Here is a 24,075-nt window from a genome sequence, read left to right as displayed (position 1 = left end):
CCAAGGGTGCCAGCCGACAAGTACTACTTAGGCTGCTACCACGACAACGCGTACGGTGGCTTCAACTTCGGCGTGCAGGTGCACGGCTACGTCGAATTCGCCTACGTTGCGGATGGTGCCGTTCGGCAGACGAACTTCGCTCTTCGCAACTTCGACGCCAGAGGCGGTCAGTGCGTCAGCGATGTCGTGAGTACCGATCGAACCGAACAGCTTGCCTTCGTCGCCAGCGGTGGCAGTGATGGTCACTTCCAGCTCGGCCAGTTGGGCAGCACGGCTTTCAGCCGATGCCTTACGGTCTGCGGCGGCTTTTTCCAGCTCGGCGCGACGCTCTTCGAACGCAGCCAGGTTGGCAGCGGTCGCAGCGGTAGCCTTGCCGAAAGGCAGCAGGTAGTTACGGCCGTAACCGGCCTTAACGTTTACTTTGTCGCCCAGGTTGCCCAGGTTGGCGATTTTTTCCAGAAGGATCAGTTGCATGTGAAAATCCTCTAACTTTTAACCTTCACCGTTCGCGCTGTCTGCGTCTTTCGACGCCATACGACCGCGAAAATCAATCAGGCTGTCGACGATGGCCAGGACCACCAGCAACGGATAGATCAGCTGCATGAACAGCAACAACGTGACGTACAACCCCACCAGCCAGAACCTGGCCAGTCGCTTTTGCGCCACCAGCCCGTGAATCAGGGCCAGGGCGGCGAAGACCAGCGGTACGCTGCACAACGGCGTGAGCATGGCCATCTGCGGACCGAAGTTCGGCCCCAGAAGCATGCCCGCCAGCAGCAACATCGCCAGCCCAAGCGGGAAACGGATGGCGCGAAATTCGCGACCAAAACCACCCGGGTTGTACAACAACGCCTGCCAGTAGCGCCCGATAATCAGGCTCAGCACACTGACGATTTGCAACAAGGCCGCAATCAGGCCGGTCAGGACCGGTGCGATCAGGGACGCGAAACGCGCCTGCTCCTCTGCCGACATCTGCCGGTAGAGATCACCGAGGGCCTCGGGCAGGATTTTTACCAAAACCTGCGACAGCATCTCGATCTGGGGCGCGAAAGCCACCCCGAGCACCACTGAAAACACCACTCCTATCGCTATGCTGACCAGCAGCACGCGGTTCCAGGATTCGCTGGCGCGCAATACCAACGCCAGCGCCGAAGACCCCATGAACACCATCAGTGCCCGCGGGTCCGCGGCATACAACCACCAGAGCAAGGCTGGCAGCAGTCCCAGAGCAAGAACGCCCGAGGCGTCCCTCAATCCGCGCCGCAGGAGTACGAGACTCCCGGCGGCAGCACCCAACCAATACAACAACGGCAACGCTGCACATCCAGCCACTACCAGAGTGGCCTGCATACGGCCGCGCATGATGAACTCAGCTATGGCGCGCATGCTTTCAATCCTTTGCTACTTGTCGACTGCCCGGTCTCAGCGGCCGTGGCTGTCGGTGTAGGCCAGCAGGGCCAGGAAGCGGGCGCGCTTGATAGCGGTGGCCAGCTGACGCTGATAACGAGCTTTGGTACCGGTGATGCGGCTTGGAACGATTTTGCCGGTCTCGGATACGTAGGCTTTCAGAGTGTTGAGATCTTTGTAATCGATCTCTTTCACGTCTTCAGCGGTGAAGCGGCAGAATTTACGACGACGGAAGAAACGTGCCATGTGATTGGCTCCTTAAAAGGTCCGTGGATTACTCGTCAGCGTTATCGCTGTTGTCGCTGTCGCTATCGCTGTCATCGCCATCGGCGCTGTCAGAGTGCTCAGGACGGTCGCGACGCTCACGGCGCTCACTGCGGTTTTCTTCAGCCTTGAGCATCTCGGATTGGCCGGTGACGGCTTCTTCGCGACGGATGACCAGGTTACGGATCACTGCATCGTTGTAGCGGAAGTTGTCTTCCAGCTCGGCCAGGGCCTTGCCGGTGCACTCAACGTTCAGCATCACGTAGTGAGCCTTGTGAACATTGTTGATTGCGTAGGCCAGTTGACGACGGCCCCAGTCTTCCAGGCGGTGGATTTTGCCGCCGTCTTCTTCGATCAGCTTGGTGTAACGCTCAACCATGCCGCCGACTTGCTCGCTTTGATCCGGGTGGACCAAAAAGATGATTTCGTAATGACGCATGAATGCTCCTTACGGGTTGTAGCCTGCCGCTTAAAAACGGTCAGACAAGGAGTGAATGACACTTATGGACTTGTGGACGCTAGACACATAAGTGCCTGCCATCACAGCAAGGGGCGCAATTGTAGAGAAGGGTCGAGGCAGGTGCAAGGCAATTGGTGATTATTTGAACAACCGCTACAACACATAACACTGTGGGAGCGAGCCTGCTCGCGATAGCGGTGGGTCATCCAGCACAAATGCCGACTGATACACCGCTATCGCGAGCAGGCTTGCTCCCACAGGGACTTGCCGATACTTACTTTTTCGCGGCAGCCTTGACGCTGCGCTGGCGCAGCGCCTCGAACAGGCACACACCGGTCGCGACCGAGACGTTGAGGCTGCTGACGCTGCCGGCCATTGGTAGCTTGACCAGGTAGTCGCAATGTTCGCGGGTCAGGCGACGCATGCCTTTGCCTTCGGCCCCCATGATCAGGATCGTCGGGCCAGTGAGGTCCTGTTGGTACAGGTCCTGTTCGGCCTCGCCCGCCGTGCCGACCACCCACAAGCCACGCTGCTGGAGTTTTTCCAGGGTGCGCGCCAGGTTGGTCACGGCCACCAGCGGAATCACTTCCGCGGCGCCGCAGGCGACTTTTCGTACGGCCGGCGTCAAGGTTGCCGACTTGTCCTTGGGAACGATCACCGCCAATGCCCCGGCCGCGTCCGCCGAGCGCAGGCAGGCGCCGAGGTTGTGAGGATCGGTCACGCCGTCCAGCACCAGCAGCAAAGGCGCGCCTTCGGTGCGATCGAGCAATTCCTCGAGCATCGCCTCGCCCCAGACCTGGCTCGGGCTGACCTCGGCCACGACGCCCTGGTGCACACCTTCTACCCAGGCATCCATCTCGCGCCGCTCGGCCTGGCCGACCGCCACGCGATTTTGGTTGGCCAGTTCGACCAGGGTCTGGACCCGAGGCTCACTGCGGCTTTCCGCCAGCCAGATCTGCTTGACCCGCTTGGGGTGATGACGCAACAACGCTTCCACGGCATGCACGCCGTAGATTTTTTCCAACTGACTCATGACTTGGCCTTGGGCTTACGGGCTCCGCCACTTTTAGCCGGAGCCGAGCCCGCTTTCGACGGGCCCTTACGGTGTTTGCTGGGTTTGCTGCTTGCGCTTTCGGGGGTCGACCGTCCGGACTTTGCTCCCGACGCGGCCTTACCACCCTTCTTGGCTTCGGCCAGCAACGCCTGCTTCATTTCACGACTTTTGCGCACTTCGGCGTTTTTCGCCGCGGCATCGCTCGGACGATAGGCTTCGCCGGCTTTTTCCTTGGCCGGGCCGCGACGGCCGGACTTGGTCGAAGCCGGCTCGGCAGCGGTCTTGGCCGCAGGCGCGGACGTTTCGGCACCGCGCTTCTTGCGCCCGATCGGTGCGTCGATGGTTTTTTCCGCCATCTCGAAGTCGATCTTGCGCTCGTCGAGATCGACGCGCATCACCCGTACTTCGACGGTATCGCCGAGACGGAAGCTGCGCCCGGTGCGCTCGCCCGCCAGGCGGTGGTGTACAGGGTCGAAGTGGTAGTAATCACCCGGCAGCGCGGTGACATGCACCAGGCCTTCGACGTAGATATCGGTCAGCTCGACGAACAGGCCGAAACCGGTCACGGCGGTGATCACGCCCGGGAACGACTCGCCCACGCGATCCTTCATGTACTCGCACTTGAGCCAGTTCACCACGTCGCGGGTCGCTTCGTCGGCGCGACGCTCGCTCATCGAACACTGCTCGCCCAACTGCTCCAGGGCTGCTTCGTCGTATGGATAAATACGCGCCTTGGGAATGGTCATCGCACCGGCGCGCTTGACGTGCGGGGTGTTCATCTTCGAATGGATCACGCTGCGGATGGCCCGGTGCGTGAGCAAGTCGGGGTAGCGACGGATCGGCGAGGTGAAGTGAGTATAGGCCTCGTAATTCAGGCCGAAGTGGCCCTGGTTATCGGCGCTGTACACCGCCTGGCTCAAAGAGCGCAGCATGACGGTCTGGATCAGGTGGAAATCCGGACGATCCTTGATGCTGGCCAGCAACGCCTGGTAATCCTTGGGCGATGGACCTTCCTTGCCCTTGTGCAGGGACAGGCCGAGCTCACCGAGGAAAGCGCGCAGCTTTTCCAGGCGCTCCGGCGGCGGACCGTCGTGAACCCGGTACAACGCAGGGATTTCGTGCTTTTTCAGGAATTCGGCGGTGGCCACGTTGGCCGCCAACATGCACTCCTCGATCAATTTATGCGCATCGTTACGCACGGTCGGCCGGATTTCGGCGATCTTGCGCTCGGAACCAAAGATGATCCGGGTTTCCTGGGTTTCGAAATCGATGGCGCCACGCACATGACGCGCGCCCAGCAACACCTTGTACAACGCATAGAGCTGCTTGAGGTCCGGCAGCACCTCGTTGTACTCCCCGCGCAGCTTGCGCGACTCGGCGAGCTTCGGCGTTTCCAGCATCGCGCTGACCTTGTTGTAGGTCAGGCGGGCGTGGGAGTGGATCACCGCTTCGTAGAAGCAGTAGTCGGTCATCTCGCCGGTCTTGGAGATGGTCATCTCGCAGACCATGGCCAGGCGGTCGACATGGGGATTGAGCGAGCACAGGCCGTTGGACAGTTGTTCGGGCAACATAGGCACGACGCGCTCGGGGAAGTACACCGAGTTGCCGCGCACCTGGGCTTCGGCATCCAGTGCAGAGCCGAGCTTCACGTAGCTGGACACGTCGGCAATCGCGACGTACAACTTCCAGCCGCCGGAGAACAGGCGCAGCTTGCCCGGCCGGGCTTCGCAGTAGACCGCGTCGTCGAAGTCCCGTGCGTCCTCACCATCGATGGTAACGAACGGCAGGTGACGCAGGTCGATGCGCTTCTCTTTGTCCTTTTCCTCGACTTCCGGCTTGAGCTTGGCGGCTTCTTTCAGGACCGCCTCAGGCCAGACGTGGGGAATGTCATAGGTACGCAGGGCAACGTCGATTTCCATGCCCGGCGCCATGTAGTTGCCGACCACTTCCACCACATCGCCTTGCGGCTGGAAGCGCGGGGTTGGCCAGTGGGTGATCTTCACCTCGACGAACTGACCGACCTTGGCGTTGGCGTTGCGGCCCGGGGTGACCAGCACTTCCTGCTGGATCTTCGGGTTGTCCGCGACGACAAAGCCGATGCCGCCCTCTTCAAAGTAACGACCGACGATGCTTTCGTGGGCACGGGACACCACTTCGACGATCACGCCTTCACGGCGACCGCGACGGTCCAGGCCAGACACCCGGGCCAGCGCCCGGTCACCGTCGAACACCAGGCGCATTTGCGCCGGGCTCATGAACAGGTCGTCGCTGCCGTCGTCGGGAATCAGGAACCCGAAGCCATCGCGGTGACCGGCGATACGGCCCAGGATCAGGTCGAGCTTGTCCACCGGCGCATAGGTTCCGCGCCGGGTATAGATCAGTTGAGCATCGCGCTCCATGGCACGCAGACGGCGGCGCAGGGCTTCGAGTTGATCTTCGGTCGTCAGCCCGAACTCTTCGACCAGCTCTTCACGGCTGGCAGGCGAACCCCGGTCGGCGAGATGCGCCAGGATCAGTTCGCGGCTGGGAATAGGGTTTTCATATTTTTCCGCTTCACGAGCGGCCTCGGGATCGAGGGACTGCCAATCGGCCATTAGAGAGTTTTCACCTTGTCTATATGCGGGTTAGTTTGGCATAGGCGTAATGAAACGGGAAATTTCAGGCATCCAAAGCCCTTTCTAAAGGTCTTTTACCCCGTTCTTCAACCCGGGAAAGGCACCGCTCGTGAAATTTCCCGGTTTTTTTTATCCAGAGGGGTTTACAGTTAAAAACACGCTCCGTATAGTGCGCGCCATCGACGACGCACACACGTTGCCGATACTGCCCAGATGGTGAAATTGGTAGACACGCCAGCTTCAGGTGCTGGTGACCGCAAGGTCGTGGAAGTTCGAGTCTTCTTCTGGGCACCAATTTCGAGCAGCAGGTCAATGATCTGCAAGCTCCTCCAAAAACCCGCGAAAGCGGGTTTTTGCATTTCTACCTTCCTGAAATCCGGTTTAACAATTACTAAAACAAAAACAGGGGTTTACAGATCAAAATGCGCTCCGTATAGTGCGCCACATCGACAGCGGCAACGCTGAAGATGCTGCCCAGATGGTGAAATTGGTAGACACGCCAGCTTCAGGTGCTGGTGACCGCAAGGTCGTGGAAGTTCGAGTCTTCTTCTGGGCACCAATTCAAGCTTCAAGACCTGGTCTTGAATCTCACGAAAACCCGCGAAAGCGGGTTTTTGCGTTTTTGGCTGGGGAATTCCCGAAGGGGCAGGCCGCAGGGTATGGGGCGGCTGTCATGCCGCCATCGCGAGCAGGCTCGCTCCCACAGGGGGAGCGCGTACGCTGTCAGGCCTTGAACTGCCCCAGACTCGCCTTCAGCTGCGCCGCCAGGTTGTCCAGCACCTTGCCACTTGCCGTCGTCTCGACCACGGCCTGGGCCGCTTTCTCGGCCTGGACGTGAATAGTCTCCACCCGTCCACGCACCGCCTGCGCCCCTTGGGCCTGATGGGCCGCGGCCTGAGTCGCCAGGCCAATGGCCGCGTGCACCTGCTCCACGGAAGCCTGTACCGACTGCTGCAAGCGAGCACTGTCACGCAATACCAGCAACCCCTCGCTGGCCTGCCGCCCGGCCTGGCCGATCGCGGCCACCGCCTCGCGGGCACCTTGCTGCAACGCCACGATATGGGCCTGGATGTCACCGGTCGAACTCTGGGTCTTGCTGGCCAGCGCCCGCACTTCGTCCGCCACCACCGCAAAGCCACGCCCGGTTTCCCCGGCCCGCGCCGCTTCGATGGCCGCGTTCAGGGCCAGCAGATTGGTCTGCTCGGCGATGCCGTGAATGACCGTCAGCACAACCTCGATCTGCTCGCTCTGCTGCGCCAGCCGCTCGATCACCTTAGCCCCGGTGTCCACCTGCCCGGCCAGCGCCTCGATCAACCCACTGACCTTGGCCGAAGTACGGGTGTTTTCATCCGTGGCCTGGCGAATCTCGACCACCTGCTGCAGGGCCGCCTGCATCGCCTGGCTTTCCGACTGTGCTTCGTCAGCCATTTGCGACAGCGCACGCAAGCTCTCGGCCACCTCATCACGCTGCATCCCGGCCGCCGCATCGGCACCGGAGTTGCGCAAGGTCATCGCGCCGATTTCCACACCAGTACGCTGGGCAACATCCCCCGCCTCCCGCACGATGGGTTGCAACTTATCCACAAAGCGATTGACCGCCGAGGCCATGTCGCCAATTTCGTCCTTGCTGTTGATTTGCACACGCTTGGTCAGATCGCCCTCGCCCGCCGCCAGATCATTCATCGCCGCGATCAGCAGCTTCAAGCGATTGACTACCCGACGCCCCAGCACCACAGCCAACAGCAGCAGTACGCCGAAGCCCACCAGCGCCAGACCGAGGCCGATGCGCCAACGCAAGGTGCTGGCCGCCTCCTGCACCGTGCTGGAGGTGTTGGTCTGCATCTGCGTGGCCGTGGCCTGCGCTGACCCCAGACGGCCGCGCATGGCGGCGGCACTGTCGGCGGCGGCTCCCTTGAGGCTGTCGCCGACCAGTTGGTCACTGCTGGCGATCAACGCCGAGAAGCGCTGATCCAGCGCCTTCAGATCGGATTCCACCGAAGCGGTGGAAACCCCCATCAACACTTTGCCGATTTCCACCCCGTTGGGATTGATCGACGCCTCAAGGTAGTACACCGATGGATCGGTCTTCGCAGCGTCCAGCACCTTGTCCAGCGCCCGATCGCCTTTACCCTTCTCCAGCAAGGCCTTGTTGATCGCGTTATCCCGGTTCAGGTAACGGGTCAGGTGCTCACCGTTGGCATCGTCATAGATGACGAACAACACGTTGGGATTGCGCTGGGCCCGGCGGGCGAACTCGGAGAGCGTCGGTATGTCACTGTCCCACATGGCGCGGGGAGCGACGGAAGCCAGGAGTTGTGCCATATCATTGGCAGAGTCCCTGAGCCCTTTTTCCAGCGTCGTGCGCAATTGCGACTGCTCATCTTTCAGGCGCGTGGACAAGCCCGCGGTCAATCGTTGGCGGGTACTGGCGGACAAACTGTCCAGGCTCGAGGTGACTTCCCGCCCAGCCTGCTCCAGCTCACCGGAGAGCATCTGGCTGTCAGCACCCAGGCGTGCGCCCAGGTCGGTTTCAAGCGCCGTGACCGTGCTGCGGGTCAGGACAACCGCCACCAGCACCTGCACCAAAAGGGCGATACCAAGGGTAACGAACACAGGCCGTAGCAAACGGCTTTGTAACAATGAGAGAACGGCCGACACGGGTAATCCCTCTATGAACGCCATTAAATTGATGGCACTCGTCAAGATGTGCCGGTAATGGAGTTGCATAGCAAATGTCGTGCCGCGGGCAGATAGAAACGAAAAAGGGCCCAAATAAGGGCCCTTTGTCTTTTACATCAGTGACTTATCAGCTGAACGGGTGACGCAGAACGATGGTTTCGTTGCGCTCCGGCCCCGTCGAAATAATGTCGATCGGCGCACCGACCAGCTCTTCGAGGCGCTTGATGTAATTGCGGGCCGCCGCTGGCAGCTCTTCCAGGGTCTTGGCACCCACGGTCGATTCGGTCCAGCCCGGCATCTGCTCGTACACCGGCTCCAGGCCAATGTAGCTGTCAGCGTCGGTCGGTGCGTCGATGACCGCGCCGTCCTGGTTCTTGTAGCCCACGCAGATGTTGATGGTTTCCAGGCCGTCCAGCACGTCCAGCTTGGTCAGGCACAGGCCCGAGATGCTGTTGACGTCGATGGCGCGACGCAGGATGACGGCATCGAACCAGCCGCAACGACGGGCACGCCCGGTAGTGGCGCCGAATTCGTGGCCACGCTTGGCCAGGAAGGCACCGATGTCGTCGAACAGTTCGGTCGGGAATGGACCCGAACCCACGCGAGTGGTGTAGGCCTTGGTGATACCCAGGATGTAGTCCACGTACATCGGACCGAAACCCGAACCCGTGGCGATACCGCCTGCGGTGGTGTTGGAGCTGGTGACGTACGGGTAGGTGCCGTGGTCGATGTCCAGCAGCGAACCCTGGGCGCCTTCGAACATGATGTCCTTGCCCGCGCGACGCAGCTCGTGCAGCTCGGCGGTGACGTCGAGCATCATCGGCTTGAGCAGCTCGGCGTATTCCATGCACTCATCCAGGGTTTTCTGGAAGTCGATGGCCGGTTCTTTGTAGTAATTGACCAGAACGAAGTTGTGGTAGTCCAGCAACTCGCCCAGCTTGGCGGCAAAACGCTCACGGTGGAACAGATCACCGATGCGCAGGCCACGACGGGCCACCTTGTCTTCGTAGGCCGGGCCGATGCCGCGACCGGTGGTGCCGATCTTCATCTCGCCACGGGCCTTCTCACGGGCCTGGTCCAGCGCAACGTGGTAGGACAGGATCAGCGGGCAGGACGGGCTGATACGCAGGCGCTCGCGCACCGGCACACCCTTCTCTTCCAGCTTGACGATTTCCCGCAGCAGGGCGTCGGGAGCAACCACGACACCGTTACCGATCAGGCACTGTACGCCCTCGCGCAACACGCCCGACGGAATCAGGTGCAGAACGGTTTTTTCACCGTCGATCACCAACGTGTGACCGGCATTGTGGCCACCCTGGTAGCGCACTACGGCGGCAGCATGTTCGGTCAGCAGATCAACGATCTTGCCTTTGCCCTCATCACCCCATTGGGTGCCCAGGACTACGACATTCTTACCCATAACACTTGTCCTCATTCGCGCAAACTTGGTGCCGGCCGCAGCCGGCGGGAAAACTCAAGAAGCCAGCGGCAATACTTGCCAAAGCCCGTTCTGCTGAATCAATTGCCGGTCGCAGTCCGCTTCACGGGCGGCGGCCAAAGGCTGTCCAGGCAATGCCTGGACGACACGCTGACCCTCACTGCGCAACTGGCAGACAGCCTGCCAGAGTGCCGCGTCCGTACTGTCAGGCATCCAGATACCGCCGGACGGTAGCTCGACTTCAGCACGCCCCAGGGTCACCAGGGTTTTCAGATCGGTAGAGAAACCGGTCGCCGGACGGGCGCGACCGAAATCGGCGCCGATATCGTCGTAACGACCGCCCTGGGCGATGGACTGGCCCACGCCCGGCACGAACACGGCGAACACCACGCCGGTGTGGTAGTGGTAGCCACGCAACTCACCCAGGTCGAAATACAACGGCAGCTCAGGGAAACGCACCGACAGACGCTCGGCGATTGCCAGCAGGTCGTCCAGCGCCGCCATGACAGGCGCCGGCGCATGGGCCAGGCGCTCACGCGCCGCCGCCAGCACTTCACGGCCACCGCACAGGTCCACCAGCGCCCGCAGCATGTCGGACAGATCGGCCGGCAAGCCTTCGGTCAGGCTGATCACTTCATCGATGGCCTTGCGCTGCAAGGCATCGAACAGCCGTTGTTCCACTTCACCGGACAGACCGGCCGCACGGGCCAGGCCGCGATAGATACCGACGTGGCCCAGGTCCATGTGGACATCCGGCACGTCGGCCAGTTGCAGCATGGCCAACATCAGGCTGATGACTTCCACGTCGCTGCTCGGGCTGGCATCGCCATACAACTCGGCACCCAGCTGGATCGGGCTGCGCGAGGACGACAGGGCGCGCGGCTGGGCGTGCAGCACACTGCCGGCATAGCACAAGCGACTGGGCCCTTCACGGCGCAGGGTGTGGGCGTCGATACGCGCTACCTGGGGCGTGATGTCGGCACGAAAACCCATCTGCCGGCCCGACTGCGGGTCGACGACCTTGAAGGTGCGCAGATCCAGGTCCTGGCCCGCGCCGGTCAGCAGGGATTCCAGGTACTCGATATGTGGGGTGACGACGAACTCGTAACCCCAGCTCTGGAACAGATCCAACACCTGCCGACGCGCTACTTCGATACGCGCAGCTTCCGGTGGCAGTACTTCTTCGATGCCATCTGGCAGCAGCCAGCGGTCTACCGTTGCCATTACGCCATTCCCCTATGGTCCGGGCGGCCAGCCTTCGGGCAAGCCTTGAGTGAAGCAGAAAGCGCCCATGTCCTACGCAAAAAGCGCGCAAGGGCGACGTGACGAATGGCCAGGAAACGGCCTCGTCCAGCACTTTCCTCGAAAAACCTGTCGAGTCGTTCAACCCGACGCCTGCAACCAAAACCGCAATCGAACGTGCAGACGCAAAAAAGCCGGGAATTTCCCGGCTGCCGCATCATACACCCGTTTTTCCAAAGGATCACCCCGCCAGACGTTTTAGCCGCCGGGCGGAGTGTCTCAGGTCAACGTTGCATCAAGGCTTGGCCTTTTCCAGGTAGCGGAAAAAGTCGCTGCTCGGGTCCAGGACCAATACGTCGGATTTGTGCGCGAAGCTTTCACGGTAGGCGTGCAGGCTACGGTAGAACGCGTAGAACTCCTGGTCCTGGCCGAAGGCCTTGGCATAGATCGCCGCGGCCTGGGCGTCGCCATCACCGCGAACTTCTTCCGATTCACGATAGGCTTCGGCCAGCAGCACGCGACGTTGACGATCAGCGTCGGCACGGATGCCTTCGGCCAGCTCGTTACCCTTCGCACGATGCTCGCGGGCTTCACGTTCGCGCTCGGTGCTCATCCGCTCGAAGACGCTGCGGTTCACTTCCTTCGGCAGATCGATGGCCTTGACCCGGACATCGACCACTTCAATACCCAGTTCCTTTTCCGCCATGGCGTTCAGCGAACGGGTAATGTCGGCCATGAGCGCATCACGCTCACCGGACACCACTTCATGCAGGGTGCGCTTGCCGAACTGGTCGCGCAAACCCGACTCCAGGCGGCGGGACAGACGTTCGTCAGCGATCTGCTTGAGACCCGAGGTGGCCGTGTAGAAGCGCTCGGCATCCTTCACGCGCCACTTGGCATAGGCATCGACCATGACCGCTTTCTTTTCCAGCGTCAGGAAGCGTTGCGTCGGTGCATCCAGCGTCATCAGGCGAGCGTCGAACTTGCGCACCTTGTTGACGTACGGCACTTTCACATGCAGCCCGGGCTGGACATCCGTCTCGACCACGCGACCGAATTGCAGCAGAACTGCGCGCTCGGTCTGGGACACGATGTAGAAGCAGTTCCAGGCAGCGATCGCCACGACGACGCCAACAATAAGGGCGATCAGCGATTTATTGCTCATCAGCGACTCTCCCTGGTACGTGCTTGCTGTTGCTGTTCCACCGCGGCGCGAGCATTCGCTTCATTGCTGGAGGATGCCGTGCTGGCCGGCGGCGTGCTGGTGTTGCGACCGCTCTCGACCATCTTGTCCAGTGGCAGGTACAGCAGGTTGCTCTGGCCGTTCTTGTTGCCGGTCACGAGGACCTTGCTGGTGTTGCTGAAGACTTCCTGCATGGTGTCCAGATATAGACGCTCACGGGTCACCTCAGGGGCCTTGCGGTACTCGACTACCAGTTTGGTGAAGCGGTCGGCCTCACCCTTGGCACGGGAGACCACTTCGTCACGGTAACCGTTGGCATCCTCGATGATGCGCTGGGCCTGGCCACGGGCTTCCGGCACGACGCCATTGGCATAGGTCTCGGCCTGGTTGCGCGAACGCTGCTCGTCTTCACGGGCACGGATCACGTCGTCGAAGGCTTCCTGGACTTCACGCGGCGCCGCGGCGCTCTGCACGTTGACCTGGGTGACGGTGATACCGGTGCGATAGGTATCGAGGAACCGCTGCAGGCGCTCCTTGATTTCGCTGGCCATCAGCTCACGGCCCTCGGTCAGCACCTGGTCCATGGCGGTGGAACCCACCACATGGCGCAACGCACTCTCGGTGGCATGCTGCAGGCTGACTTCCGGCTGGTCGACGTTCAGTACGAAGTCCTGCAGGTTGGTGATCTTGTACTGCACGGTCAGTGGCACTTCGACGATGTTTTCGTCTTCCGTGAGCATCTGGCCCTGCTTGGTGTAGGCACGCTCACGCGTGACGTTTTCCATGAACTTCCGGTCGATCGGCGGGAAATAGATGTTCAGGCCCGGGCCGACGGTTTCGTAGTACTTGCCAAAGCGCAGCACCACGGCCTGTTCCTGCTCGTCCACGACATACACCGCGCTGTACAGCCAGATAGCCGCGAGCACGACCAGGCCAATGCCGAGCAGGCCGAAACCGCCGCTCTTGCCTGGACGACCACTGCCGTCATCACCGCGTTTCTTACCACCACCGAACAAACCGTTCAGGCTTTCCTGCAGCTTGCGGAAGGCCTCGTCGAGATCCGGTGGCCCCTTGCGGTCGCCGTTGTTACGACGCTTGCCGCCCCAGGGATCCTGGTTATTCGAGTTGCCACCCGGCTCATTCCAAGCCATAGCGCTCTCCATCTGATAAAGCAAAGACGCACCCACGGCGCGCCGGCCAATGCTACAGAATGCCTGACACAGCTTTCTCAGGCTTTTATTGCAAAGTGTGTTGCTCGATGAATTCCATCGGTTTCAGCCCTTCTCGACTGACCAGCCGATTCAGCTCCGTCCGCGGCAGGCGAACCGCCAGCAGGCAAGTGCCTTCCTCGTCATGTTCTTCTTTTTGCACCGCACCCAGCTCGAAGAATTGGGCACGCAGGCGGGCGAACCGTTGCGGCAGCTTCAGCGTGCCGACAAACAGGTCGCTGCCCAACAGCTCCGCCACGGCCTGCTCGAGCAGTTCGAGACCGGTACCGTCCCGGGCCGACAACCAGACCCGCTGCGGCTTGCCATCGGCATCGCGCTGGATCTGCGGCTCCACGCCTTCGAGCAAATCGAGTTTGTTGTATACCTCCAGGATCGGCAAGTCCTGGGCTCCGATCTCGCCGAGCACCACCATGACCTGCTCGATCTGCAGCATCCGGTCCGGCTCGGCGGCATCGATCACATGCAGCAGCAGGTCGGAGTTGCTCGACTCTTCGAGCGTAGCCCGGAAAGCCTCGACCAGTTTATGCGGCAGGTGGCGGATGAAACCCACGGTGTCGGCCAGCACGATCGGCCCGAGGTCGTCCAGGTCGAGCCGGCGCAAGGTCGGGTCGAGCGTGGCGAACAACTGGTCGGCGGCGTAGACGTCCGACTGCGTCACGTTATTGAACAGCGTCGACTTGCCGGCGTTGGTATAGCCCACCAGGGAGACCGTCGGGATGTCCGCGCGCTTGCGGCCGCGCCGCGACTGCTCGCGCTGGCTGCGGACCTTCTCCAGGCGCCCCTTGATCTGGCGCAGGCGAATCCGCAACAGGCGCCGGTCGGTTTCCAGCTGGGTTTCACCCGGACCACGCAGGCCGATACCACCTTTCTGCCGCTCAAGGTGCGTCCAGCCGCGAACGAGCCGCGTGCTCATGTGCTCGAGCTGGGCCAGTTCGACCTGGAGCTTGCCTTCATGGGTACGGGCGCGCTGGGCGAAGATATCGAGAATCAGGCCCGTACGGTCGATCACGCGACACTCGAATACGCGTTCGAGGTTACGTTCCTGACTGGGCGTGAGGATGTGATTGAAGATCACCAGATCGGCTTCTTCGGTCTTGACCAGGTCGCGCAACTCCTCGACCTTGCCACTGCCGATCAGGAATTTGGCGGTTGGCCGATGACGCGGCACGTTGAAAAACGCGACGGTCTCGGCGCCGGCCGAAAGTGCCAACTCCTGAAACTCCTGCGGGTCTTCGCGCGCCTCAGGGTCCTGTCCATCCAGGTGAACGAGAATGGCCCGTTCACCACCACCGTGGCGCTCAAAGAACAAAGGAGACTCCTATCAGGCGTTACCCGGTTCAGCGTCACCGCCTTCGGATTCGGTTGCGCTTGGCAGACGAATTGGACGAACCGGCACGACTGTCGAGATAGCGTGTTTGTAGACCATCTGGCTGACGGTGTTTTTCAGAAGGATGACGAACTGGTCGAAAGACTCGATCGTGCCTTGCAGTTTGATCCCGTTGACCAGATAGATGGACACCCCGACTTTCTCTTTACGTAAAGTGTTCAAGTAAGGGTCTTGTAGCGAATGCCCTTTTGACATGTGCCGCACTCCTTTAAGGATCAATAATAAAAATCGGAATCAGATGGCTTCGGCCGTCACACCCCCAAGGATAGACGGCAATTGCAAGGACTCAGCTCAATATGGAGACGGTCCCCAGGTATTTCAAGGCGCGTGGCAGATTGTCGCAATCAAGGCTGTCGAGCCAATGCAGGTCAGTCCAGCTGCGCAACCAGGTGAACTGGCGCTTCGCCAACTGGCGCGTGGCTATGATCCCACGCTCCTGCATCTCGGCTGACGTCAGCTTGCCGTCCAGGTAATCCCAGACTTGTCGATAACCCACCGCACGTATAGACGGCAACCCGGCATGCAGGTCACTTCGCTCACGCAGGGCTACGACCTCGTCGATGAATCCCTGTTCCAACATTAATGTGAATCTTTGTTCAATTCGACGATGCAGTACTTGCCGGTTCGCCGGGGCGATGGCCAGATTCGCGACAGTATAGGGTAATTGTTGCAGTCCCGAAGCGGCTGCTTCAGTACTTTGCGCAGATTGTCGCTGGCGCAGGGCCGTCATGCTCTGGCCACTGACCCGGTAAACCTCCAGGGCCCGACTCAGGCGCTGTGGATCGTTGGGGTGAATACGCGCCGCCGATTCCGGGTCGATGACCGCCAATTGCTCGTGCAGGGCCTGCCAGCCAAGGCGCGCGGCCTCTTCTTCGATTTGCGCGCGCACTTCGGGGTCGGCCGCCGGCATGTCGGCCAGCCCATCGATCAAGGCCTTGTAATACAGCATCGTCCCGCCCACCAGCAGCGGGATATTGCCCCGCGCAGTGATGTCGGCCATGGCCTGGAGGGCATCACGGCGGAAATCCGCGGCCGAATAGGCTTCGGCCGGGTCCAGGATGTCGATCAGCCGATGGGGGAATTCCGCCAGCAGCTCTTTTGAAGGTTTGGCGGTGCCGATGTCCATGCCCCGGTAGACCAGCGCCGAATCGACGCTGATCAGCTCGCAGGGCAGGACCTTGGTCAGCTCGATGGCCAGGTCGGTCTTGCCGGCGGCCGTCGGGCCCATCAGGAAAATCGCGGGGGGCAGTTGGCTCATCAACGACCACGCAGGAACAGTTTGTCCAGGTCGTCCAGGCCCAGTTGGGTCCAGGTCGGCCGGCCGTGGTTGCATTGGCCACTGCGCTCGGTGTTTTCCATGTCCCGCAGCAAGCCGTTCATTTCCGGCAGGGCCAGTCGCCGGTTGGCACGGATCGCGCCGTGGCAGGCCATGGTGCCGAGCAATTCGTTCAGGTGTGCCTGGATGCGGTCGCTGGTGCCGTACTCCATCAGGTCCGCCAGCACGTCACTGACCAGCCGATTGGCCTCGGCCTGCTTGAGCAAGGCCGGGATCTGCCGGATCGCCAGGGTTTCCGGGCCCAGGCGTTGCAGTTCGAAGCCCAGGCGCTGGAACCAGCTCACGTGTTCTTCGGCGCAATCGGCTTCACGCTGGCTGACCGCCAGGGATTCAGGCACCAGCAACGGCTGGCCGCTCAGGCCTTCGCTGGCCATGGCGATCTTCAGGCGCTCGTACATGATCCGTTCGTGGGCCGCGTGCATATCCACCAGCACCAGGCCCTGGGCATTTTCCGAAAGGATATAGATGCCCTTGAGCTGCGCCAGGGCATAGCCCAACGGCGGGATATCGCCCTGGCCGTCGGGCAATGCCGCTGCCCCGGCTTCCGGCAAAGGCTTGAAGAACTCGCGATAGGCCGCCTGGGCTTCGGCCGCCGGCACATTCGATTGCGGGCGCGGCGTGTATTGGTACTGATAGCCGCTGCCAGCACCGTTGCCAGCATTGCTGTAGGTCGGCTGGGCCTGTGGCTGTTCGAGCAAGGCATTGGCCGCCAGACTCATCTCAGCCTGGGGCCCGAACTCGCCGGCGTCCAGCCCTGTAGCGCGAACCATGCCCGCCACCGCGGCGGGCGCCGCGAGCTGGTCTTCCGGACGCACGTCGCCCAGGGCGCGGTGCAAAGTGCCATAGAGGAAATCGTGCACCATGCGCCCATCCCGGAAGCGCACTTCATGTTTGGTCGGGTGCACGTTGACGTCCACCACCGCCGGGTCGACTTCGAAAAACAGCACGAAGGTCGGATGCCGGCCGTTGAACAACACGTCGCGATATGCCTGGCGCACCGCATGGGCCACCAGTTTGTCGCGCACCGCCCGGCCATTCACATAGAAATATTGCAAGTCCGCCTGGCTGCGGGAAAAGGTCGGCAACCCGACCCAACCCCACAGATGCAGGCCATTGCGCTCCACCTCGATGGGCAACGCCTGCTCCAGAAAGCCTGCGCCGCACACCGCGCCCACACGGCGAGCACGGGCCGCGTCGTCACGGGCCTCGTGCAGGCTGAGGATGGTCTTGCCGTTATGGCGCAGGTGGAACGCTACGTCAAAACGCGCCAGGGCCAGGCGCTTGATGACTTCCTGCAGATGATCGAACTCGGTCTTCTCGGCCTTGAGGAACTTGCGGCGGGCCGGGGTATTGAAGAACAGGTCGCGCACTTCCACCGAAGTGCCCACCGGATGGGCCGCGGGCTGGACGCGGGACGCCATTTCCCGGCCTTCGGTCTCGACCTGCCAGGCCTGCTCGGCATCCCGGGTGCGGGAGGTCAGCGTCAGGCGCGACACCGAACTGATGGAGGCCAGCGCTTCGCCACGAAACCCCAGGCTCATGACCCGCTCAAGATCTTCCAGGTCGCGGATCTTGCTGGTGGCGTGACGCGCCAGGGCCAGCGGCAGGTCGTCGGAAGAAATACCGCCACCGTCATCGCGCACCCGCAACAACTTGACGCCACCCTGCTCGACATCCACATCGATGCGCTTGGCCCCGGAGTCGAGGCTGTTCTCCAGCAACTCCTTGATGACCGACGCCGGGCGCTCCACCACCTCACCGGCGGCGATCTGGTTCGCCAGCCTTGGGCTGAGCAGTTCGATGCGCGCGTTGCTGCCGATCACTTCATCGCTCATTGCTTGGACGCCACTTCGTTGCCGGGAATGGTCAGGGTCTGACCAATCTTCAGCTCATCACTCTTGAGGTTGTTGACGCTGCGCAAGGTCGCGGGCGACACCTGGTAGCGCACGGCGATCATCGCCAGAGTTTCACCGGCGCTGACCCGATGGTCGCGAGGCCCCTGGGCGATCTTGCCGGAATCGCGCAGCCAGGCAATGTAGGTGCCCGGCGGCGGGTTCTGCTGGAAGAACTGGCGCACGCCGCTGCTGATGGAGCGGGCCAGCGCCTGCTGGTGGCTGGACGACGACAGCTTGGAGGCTTCGTTGGAGTTGGAGATGAAGCCGGTCTCCACCAGGATCGATGGGATGTCCGGGGACTTGAGCACCATGAACCCGGCCTGTTCGACGCGCCGCTTGTGCAGGGGCGTGACGCGACCAATGTTGCTCAAAACCTTCTGGCCGACGTTCAGGCTGGAGGTCAGCGAGGCGGTCATCGACAAGTCGAGCAACACCCCGGCCAGCATGCGGTCCTTGTCGTCGAGGCTGACATTGCCGGCACCGCCGATCAGGTCGGAACGGTTTTCGCTGTCGGCCAGCCAACGGGCGGTCTCGGACGTGGCGCCACGGTCGGACAGGGCAAACACCGAGGCGCCGAAGGCCGCCGCCGAAGGGGCTGCGTCGGCGTGAATGGAAACGAACAGGTCGGCACCCTTCTTGCGGGCGATCTCCGTACGGCCACGCAACGGAATGAAGTAGTCGCCGGTACGGGTCAGTTCGGCACGGAAGCCCTTCATGCCGTTGACCTGGCGCTGCAGCTCGCGGGCGATGGACAGCACCACGTCTTTTTCATGCTGGCCGCGCGAGCCGGAGGCACCCGGGTCTTCGCCGCCGTGACCGGCGTCGATCACCACAATGATGTCGCGCTTGCCGGCCGGGGTCGGTGGCAGCTTCATCGCAGGCTCGGTCGGCGTGACCGGCACCGCCGGCACCGTGGCGATTTTGGTCGGCGCCGGTGGAGGCGGCGCGGCATCGGCCGGGTTGTCGAACAGGTCCACCACCAGCCGGTTGCCGTACTGGGCATTGGGTGCCAGGGTAAAGCTTTTCGGGGTCACGGTTTTTTTCAGGTCAACCACTACCCGCAGATCGGTTGGCGTACGCTGGGCCGAACGTATCGCGGTAATCGGCGTGTTGGCGGTCGCCACGTTCAACGGCGCGCCAAGGGACGCACCATTGATGTCGATCACCAGGCGATCCGGGGCCGTCAGGGTGAACACGCTGTGCTGCACCGGGCCCGTCAGGTCGAACACCAGTCGAGTGTTATCGGGCGCCCGCCAGAGGCGAACACTGCTGACCTTTGTCTCGGCCACAGCATCGACGGCCAGTGCCGTAAGCAACAGTCCTACGACAGCAACCACCGCGCGAAAGCGCATACCAAACCCCATCATCAATTAGTTTTCCAGTGCCAATGCGGCACACCACGACTCGCCTCGCGAGCCTTGCGGCGTCAGTTTCAGCGAACGCCCGCCGTTCTGCGCGCCAATGGTAATGGTCAGGTCAGGCTTTGGCAAAAAGCCTGCACCCTTGTCGGGCCATTCGATCAGGCACAAGGCGTCTTCCTCGAAATAATCGCGAATGCCGAGGAATTCCAGTTCCTCGGGGTCTACCAATCGGTACAGGTCAAAATGGAAGGCACGAATGTCGCCGATCTCGTAGGGTTCGACCAATGTGAACGTGGGGCTTTTTACCGCGCCAACGTGTCCGAGGCCGCGAATGATGCCCCGGGACAAGGTGGTCTTCCCCGCACCAAGGTCGCCGACGAGGAAAACCAGGCCGTGGCCCGCCGTGATACGCGCGATGCGGGCACCGAATGCCGTCATGGCGTGTTCATCAGCCATGTACAGGGTTACTTCAGACAAGGTGATTGCTCCTCCAACAACTGACGAATGGCCGGAATCAGATCGGTCGCCGCCAGTCCACGGCCCGACCGACCGGCTTGCGCACCGGCGTTGGCGTGCAGCCACACCGCCAGGCACGCCGCCTCGAAGCCCGCCAGCCCCTGGGCGAGCAAGGCGCCGACCACTCCGGCCAGCACGTCCCCCAGGCCAGCGGTAGCCATGGCTGGATGGCCCTGGCTGCAAATGGCCAGGCGACCGTCCGGGCTGGCAATCAGACTGCCGGCGCCCTTGAGAATCACCGTGGCTGTATATTTTTTGCTCAATGCCTGGACAGCGGCCGGACGATCGGCCTGCACCTGGGCCGTGGAGATCTCCAGGAGCCGCGCAGCTTCGCCCGGATGCGGGGTGATCACACAGCCTTCCGGCAGGCTGACCGCACCGACACTCAGCAGGTTCAGTGCATCGGCGTCCCACACCTGTGGCAACGGCGCATTGGCCGCTGCCGACAACAGACTGCGGCCCCACGCAGCCTGGCCCAGCCCGGGCCCGACCACCAGCACACCCGCCTGTTTGAGCAAACCCATCAGTTGGTTCGCCGAATGAGTGCCTTGCACCATGACCTCCGGCAAACGGGTCAGCGCAGCGCCGACATGTTCGCCGCGGGTTGCCATGGAGACCATGCCCGCGCCGCAACGCAGGGCGCTTTCGGCGCTCATCTGGATGGCGCCGCCAAATCCACGGTCGCCGCCGATCAACAGGACATGCCCGAACGAGCCTTTATGGGAAGTAGGCGCGCGAGGCGCCAGGCGCGGCAGATTATGGGGTGAGAGCAATCGGGCGCTGACCGGTGCCGCTTCAACGATGTCAGGATCGGCGTGGAGGTCGTTGAAGACCAGCTCACCGACCCGGTCCGCAGCATCGCCGGTGAACAGGCCCAGCTTCAGGCCAATGAAGGTCACGGTCAGATCGGCGTTCACCGCCGTGCCCAACACCCGACCGGTATCGGCACACAGCCCGGAGGGGATATCCACCGCGGCGACCGGAAGACCACTGACGTTGATCGTGTCGATGGCCCGGACATAGGGCTCACGCACCTCGCCGCTCAAGCCGGTACCGAGCAATGCGTCCAGCAGCACACCGCGCAATTCCGACTCGTCCGCCCAGGGTTCTACCGGTACACCAACCGCGACGGCCTCGGCATGGGCGTTGGCGGCGTCACCGAGCAGACGGCGGGGCTCGCCCACCGTCAGGACCCGCACCGACCAACCGGCACGCCGGGCCAGGGTGGCCACCAGATAACCGTCGCCGGCGTTGTTGCCATGGCCGGCGAGCACGGTCAGTTCACTGGCATCAGGCCAGCGTCGGACGATAGCCCGCCAGGTGGCGCGAGCCGCTCGTTGCATCAATTCGAAGCCGGTGGTGCCTGCCGCAATCAGCTGTGCATCAAGGGCCCGGACCTGTGCGGCACTGTACAGTGCGTCGGGAAAATCATCTTTAGTGTGCGGCATGCGTCTTCAGGCTCCGATGTCTGGCAGAATTATACGCATCTCAGCTCCGGTTTCTCTCGCCTCATGCCTGCCATTCCCACCGATCTCCCCGCCCTCGCCCAATCCATCAAGGACTGGGGCCGCGAGCTGGGCTTCCAGCAAGTCGGCATCAGCGGACTGGACCTTGGCGAGCATGAGCAACACCTGCAGCGCTGGCTCGATGCGGGCTACCACGGCGAAATGGACTACATGGGTGCCCACGGCAGCAAGCGCTCGCACCCCGAGGAACTGGTGCCGGGCACACTGCGGGTGGTGTCCCTGCGCATGGACTACCTGCCAGGCGACACACACATGGCACAAATGCTCGGCCAACCGGAAAAAGCCTACGTCTCGCGTTATGCGTTGGGCCGCGATTACCACAAATTGATCCGTAAACGCGTGCAACAACTGGCAGAAAAAATCCAGGCGGTCATCGGCCCCTTCGGCTACCGCGCCTTCGTCGACAGCGCACCGGTCCTGGAAAAAGCCATCGCCGAACAGGCCGGCCTCGGCTGGATCGGCAAGAACACGCTGGTACTGAACCGCAAGGCCGGGAGTTATTTTTTCCTGAGCGAACTGTTCGTCGACCTGCCGCTGCCGGTGGATCCGCCCCATGCCAGCGAACACTGTGGCAAATGCACGGCGTGCCTGGACATCTGTCCGACCAAGGCTTTCATCGGCCCCTACGTACTGGACGCCCGCCGCTGCATTTCCTACCTGACCATCGAGCTGAAAAGCGCCATTCCTGAAGAGTTGCGCCCCTTGATCGGCAACCGGGTGTTCGGCTGTGATGACTGTCAGATCGTTTGTCCGTGGAACCGTTTCGCCCGGCCGTCCGGAGAAAATGACTTCAAGCCACGCCACAACCTGGACAATGCCGGGCTGGCCGAGCTGTTCCTGTGGAACGAGGAAACCTTCCTCAAGAGCACCGAAGGCTCGCCGTTGCGCCGTGCCGGCTATGAGCGCTGGCTGCGCAACCTGGCGGTAGGCCTGGGCAATGCACCGTCAACGATTCCAGTGCTTCAGGCACTGGAGGCACGCCGCGATCATCCCTCGGAGCTGGTGCGTGAGCATGTGGAATGGGCGCTACGCCAGCACGCGCAGCGTCAGACTTCGTCGTTGTAGACGAACTTCGGCATTTCCCAGTGGAAGCGGATCGCCAGGAGCCGCAGCAGGAAACCGCCGAACAAGGTGATGAGCACGGCCTGTTCACTGGGCAAGGTCAGGTAGACACACAGCAGATAACACCATGCGGCGGCAAACGAGACACTTGCATACAGCTCGCGCCGGAAGATCAGCGGAATATCGTTACAGAAGATGTCGCGCAGGATCCCGCCGAACACGCCGGTAATGACACCACTGACCGACGCCACCAACATGCCATGCCCCATTTCCAGGGCCGTCATGCAGCCGATCAGCGTGAATGCCACCAGGCCCACGGCGTCGAGTACCAGGAACATCGAGCGCAGATGACGCATCCAGCGCGCCAGGAACACCGTCAGCATGGCCGCTGCCGTGGTCAGCACCAGGTATTCCGGGTGCTTGACCCAGGTGAGCGGGTAATGCCCGAGCAATACGTCGCGCACCGAGCCGCCACCCAGCGCCGTGACGCAGGCGATCAGCACCACGCCGAACCAGTCCATGCCCCGCCGCCCGGCGGACAGGGCGCCGGTCATGGCTTCGGCGGTGATGGCGATCAGATAGAGCATCAACAACATGATGGCGGTCCTTACAGGAAGGCGCGCAGTCTAGCCAGTTCGGGCCAGCACCAAAAGAGGGCAACCGTTGGCGCTGCCAAACACAGACTTGTGGCGAGGGGATCTGTGGGAGCAAAGCTTGCTCGCGATGCAGACAACACCCTTCACTGCAGGACCGTGTCATCGTTCATCGCGGGCAAGCCTTGCTCCCACGGGTCCCACGCCACAGCACAATCAGAACTTGATGAAATGCTTGCGGTAATGCTGCAGTTCGGCAATGGACTCGCGGATGTCGTCCAGGGCCAGGTGGCTGCCGCCCTTCTGGAAGCTGTCACGCACTTCAGGCGCCCAGCGGGCAGCCAGTTCCTTGAGGGTGGAAACGTCCAGATTGCGATAGTGGAAGTAGCTTTCCAGGGATTTCATGTGGGTATAGAGGAAGCGCCGGTCCTGGCAGATGCTGTTGCCGCAGATCGGTGATTTGCCCTTCGGCACCCACTGCTCGAGGAAGGCGATGGTCTGGGCCTCGGCCTCGGCCATGCTGATCTTGCTCTCGCGTACCCGCTGGGTCAGGCCCGAGCCGCCGTGCTGGCGGGTGTTCCATTCGTCCATGCCGGCCAGGATCTCGTCGCTATGATGGATCGCGATCACCGGGCCCTCGGCCAGGGTGTTGAGGTCACTGTCGGTGACGATGGTGGCCATTTCGATGATGACGTCGGTGTCGGGGTTCAGACCGGTCATTTCCAGGTCGATCCAGATCAGGTTCTGCGGGTTTTGCATAGGAAGGGCTCCTCGGAGTAGCTGCGCAGTTTAGCCTAGGCAGACCTGCGGGCGTGCTAAACTCGCCGC

Annotated in this window: 21 protein-coding genes, 2 tRNA genes and 1 pseudogene; 3 read left to right on the top strand and 21 right to left on the bottom strand. The window is 62.0% G+C overall.

The window, feature by feature from the left end; translation table 11 throughout:
- Positions 1-27 precede the first annotated feature (27 nt).
- The 6 genes from rplI to rnr form a co-directional block, all read right to left on the bottom strand.
- A complete protein-coding gene (rplI, locus tag LOY35_RS02785) occupies positions 28-474 on the bottom strand; it encodes a 50S ribosomal protein L9 (RefSeq protein ID WP_003186385.1) in 447 nt (148 codons plus the stop codon).
- Positions 475-492: 18 nt separating this feature from the next.
- Complete coding sequence (locus tag LOY35_RS02780; RefSeq protein WP_258630447.1) at positions 493-1,386, bottom strand: hypothetical protein; 894 nt, start codon at positions 1,384-1,386, stop codon at positions 493-495.
- A gap of 36 nt (positions 1,387-1,422) precedes the next feature.
- Complete coding sequence (gene rpsR / locus LOY35_RS02775) at positions 1,423-1,653, bottom strand: 30S ribosomal protein S18 (RefSeq protein ID WP_002551829.1); 231 nt, start codon at positions 1,651-1,653, stop codon at positions 1,423-1,425.
- 28 nt (positions 1,654-1,681) lie between these two features.
- Positions 1,682-2,110, bottom strand: coding sequence for a 30S ribosomal protein S6 (gene rpsF, locus LOY35_RS02770; protein ID WP_003186395.1), 429 nt, complete (start codon positions 2,108-2,110; stop codon positions 1,682-1,684).
- Between the two features lie 295 nt (positions 2,111-2,405).
- A complete protein-coding gene (rlmB, locus tag LOY35_RS02765) occupies positions 2,406-3,164 on the bottom strand; it encodes a 23S rRNA (guanosine(2251)-2'-O)-methyltransferase RlmB (protein WP_258630444.1) in 759 nt (252 codons plus the stop codon).
- Positions 3,161-5,779, bottom strand: a complete 2,619-nt coding sequence (gene rnr / locus LOY35_RS02760; protein ID WP_258630440.1) for a ribonuclease R — start codon at positions 5,777-5,779, stop codon at positions 3,161-3,163. Before rnr ends, rlmB begins: the two co-directional genes overlap by 4 nt.
- A 228-nt stretch (positions 5,780-6,007) precedes the next feature.
- Here rnr and LOY35_RS02755 point away from each other — a divergent pair.
- Both LOY35_RS02755 and LOY35_RS02750 read left to right on the top strand, forming a co-directional pair.
- A tRNA-Leu gene (locus tag LOY35_RS02755) sits at positions 6,008-6,094 on the top strand.
- Positions 6,095-6,272: 178 nt separating this feature from the next.
- Positions 6,273-6,359: transfer RNA gene (locus LOY35_RS02750), tRNA-Leu, on the top strand.
- A 164-nt stretch (positions 6,360-6,523) separates the two neighbouring features.
- Here LOY35_RS02750 and LOY35_RS28490 read toward each other — a convergent pair.
- From LOY35_RS28490 to LOY35_RS02690, 13 genes and pseudogenes are all read right to left on the bottom strand, one after another.
- The gene (locus LOY35_RS28490) at positions 6,524-7,228 is read right to left on the bottom strand and encodes a methyl-accepting chemotaxis protein (RefSeq protein ID WP_408981242.1); all 705 of its coding nucleotides are present in this window, start codon (positions 7,226-7,228) and stop codon (positions 6,524-6,526) included.
- A 201-nt stretch (positions 7,229-7,429) separates the two neighbouring features.
- Positions 7,430-7,483 (bottom strand): annotated as a pseudogene (locus LOY35_RS28485) (hypothetical protein); the annotation flags it as partial.
- Positions 7,484-8,606: 1,123 nt separating this feature from the next.
- Positions 8,607-9,899, bottom strand: a complete 1,293-nt coding sequence (locus tag LOY35_RS02740) for an adenylosuccinate synthase (RefSeq protein WP_258630433.1) — start codon at positions 9,897-9,899, stop codon at positions 8,607-8,609.
- 54 nt (positions 9,900-9,953) lie between these two features.
- The gene (locus LOY35_RS02735; RefSeq protein WP_258630429.1) at positions 9,954-11,141 is read right to left on the bottom strand and encodes an ATP phosphoribosyltransferase regulatory subunit; all 1,188 of its coding nucleotides are present in this window, start codon (positions 11,139-11,141) and stop codon (positions 9,954-9,956) included.
- Positions 11,142-11,454: 313 nt separating this feature from the next.
- The gene (gene hflC / locus LOY35_RS02730; RefSeq protein WP_258630426.1) at positions 11,455-12,324 is read right to left on the bottom strand and encodes a protease modulator HflC; all 870 of its coding nucleotides are present in this window, start codon (positions 12,322-12,324) and stop codon (positions 11,455-11,457) included.
- The gene (hflK, locus tag LOY35_RS02725; RefSeq protein WP_258630425.1) at positions 12,324-13,493 is read right to left on the bottom strand and encodes an FtsH protease activity modulator HflK; all 1,170 of its coding nucleotides are present in this window, start codon (positions 13,491-13,493) and stop codon (positions 12,324-12,326) included. Before hflK ends, hflC begins: the two co-directional genes overlap by 1 nt.
- An 85-nt stretch (positions 13,494-13,578) precedes the next feature.
- Positions 13,579-14,880 (bottom strand): ribosome rescue GTPase HflX, encoded by a 1,302-nt coding sequence (gene hflX, locus LOY35_RS02720; protein WP_258630422.1) that lies wholly within the window; start codon positions 14,878-14,880, stop codon positions 13,579-13,581.
- A gap of 12 nt (positions 14,881-14,892) precedes the next feature.
- Positions 14,893-15,153 (bottom strand): RNA chaperone Hfq, encoded by a 261-nt coding sequence (gene hfq, locus LOY35_RS02715; RefSeq protein ID WP_003186419.1) that lies wholly within the window; start codon positions 15,151-15,153, stop codon positions 14,893-14,895.
- Between the two features lie 91 nt (positions 15,154-15,244).
- The gene (gene miaA, locus LOY35_RS02710) at positions 15,245-16,216 is read right to left on the bottom strand and encodes a tRNA (adenosine(37)-N6)-dimethylallyltransferase MiaA (RefSeq protein WP_258630420.1); all 972 of its coding nucleotides are present in this window, start codon (positions 16,214-16,216) and stop codon (positions 15,245-15,247) included.
- Positions 16,216-18,129: a DNA mismatch repair endonuclease MutL gene (gene mutL / locus LOY35_RS02705; protein WP_258630416.1), complete on the bottom strand. Its 1,914-nt coding sequence runs from the start codon at positions 18,127-18,129 to the stop codon at positions 16,216-16,218. The genes miaA and mutL overlap by 1 nt, the downstream gene beginning before the upstream one ends.
- On the bottom strand, positions 18,126-19,556 hold the full coding sequence (locus tag LOY35_RS02700) for an N-acetylmuramoyl-L-alanine amidase (RefSeq protein ID WP_309475896.1): 1,431 nt from the start codon (positions 19,554-19,556) through the stop codon (positions 18,126-18,128). The genes mutL and LOY35_RS02700 overlap by 4 nt, the downstream gene beginning before the upstream one ends.
- A 3-nt stretch (positions 19,557-19,559) precedes the next feature.
- Positions 19,560-20,027, bottom strand: a complete 468-nt coding sequence (gene tsaE, locus LOY35_RS02695) for a tRNA (adenosine(37)-N6)-threonylcarbamoyltransferase complex ATPase subunit type 1 TsaE (protein WP_258630412.1) — start codon at positions 20,025-20,027, stop codon at positions 19,560-19,562.
- Positions 20,015-21,514: an NAD(P)H-hydrate dehydratase gene (locus LOY35_RS02690; RefSeq protein WP_258630411.1), complete on the bottom strand. Its 1,500-nt coding sequence runs from the start codon at positions 21,512-21,514 to the stop codon at positions 20,015-20,017. Before LOY35_RS02690 ends, tsaE begins: the two co-directional genes overlap by 13 nt.
- 63 nt (positions 21,515-21,577) lie before the next feature.
- Here LOY35_RS02690 and queG point away from each other — a divergent pair, with 63 nt between their 5' ends.
- Positions 21,578-22,657, top strand: a complete 1,080-nt coding sequence (queG, locus tag LOY35_RS02685) for a tRNA epoxyqueuosine(34) reductase QueG (RefSeq protein WP_258630410.1) — start codon at positions 21,578-21,580, stop codon at positions 22,655-22,657.
- Here the strand turns inward: queG and LOY35_RS02680 are convergent.
- Together LOY35_RS02680 and orn are read right to left on the bottom strand one after the other, a co-directional pair.
- On the bottom strand, positions 22,639-23,253 hold the full coding sequence (locus LOY35_RS02680; RefSeq protein ID WP_258633451.1) for a trimeric intracellular cation channel family protein: 615 nt from the start codon (positions 23,251-23,253) through the stop codon (positions 22,639-22,641). The genes queG and LOY35_RS02680 overlap by 19 nt on opposite strands.
- A gap of 210 nt (positions 23,254-23,463) precedes the next feature.
- Positions 23,464-24,006 (bottom strand): oligoribonuclease, encoded by a 543-nt coding sequence (orn, locus tag LOY35_RS02675; protein ID WP_024780809.1) that lies wholly within the window; start codon positions 24,004-24,006, stop codon positions 23,464-23,466.
- Positions 24,007-24,075 lie beyond the last annotated feature (69 nt).

Source organism: Pseudomonas sp. B21-028 (genome assembly GCF_024749045.1).
Taxonomy (GTDB): Bacteria; Pseudomonadota; Gammaproteobacteria; order Pseudomonadales; family Pseudomonadaceae; genus Aquipseudomonas.
Note: the sequence above shows the minus strand (reverse complement) of the source record. Positions and strands in the feature narration are given on the sequence as shown.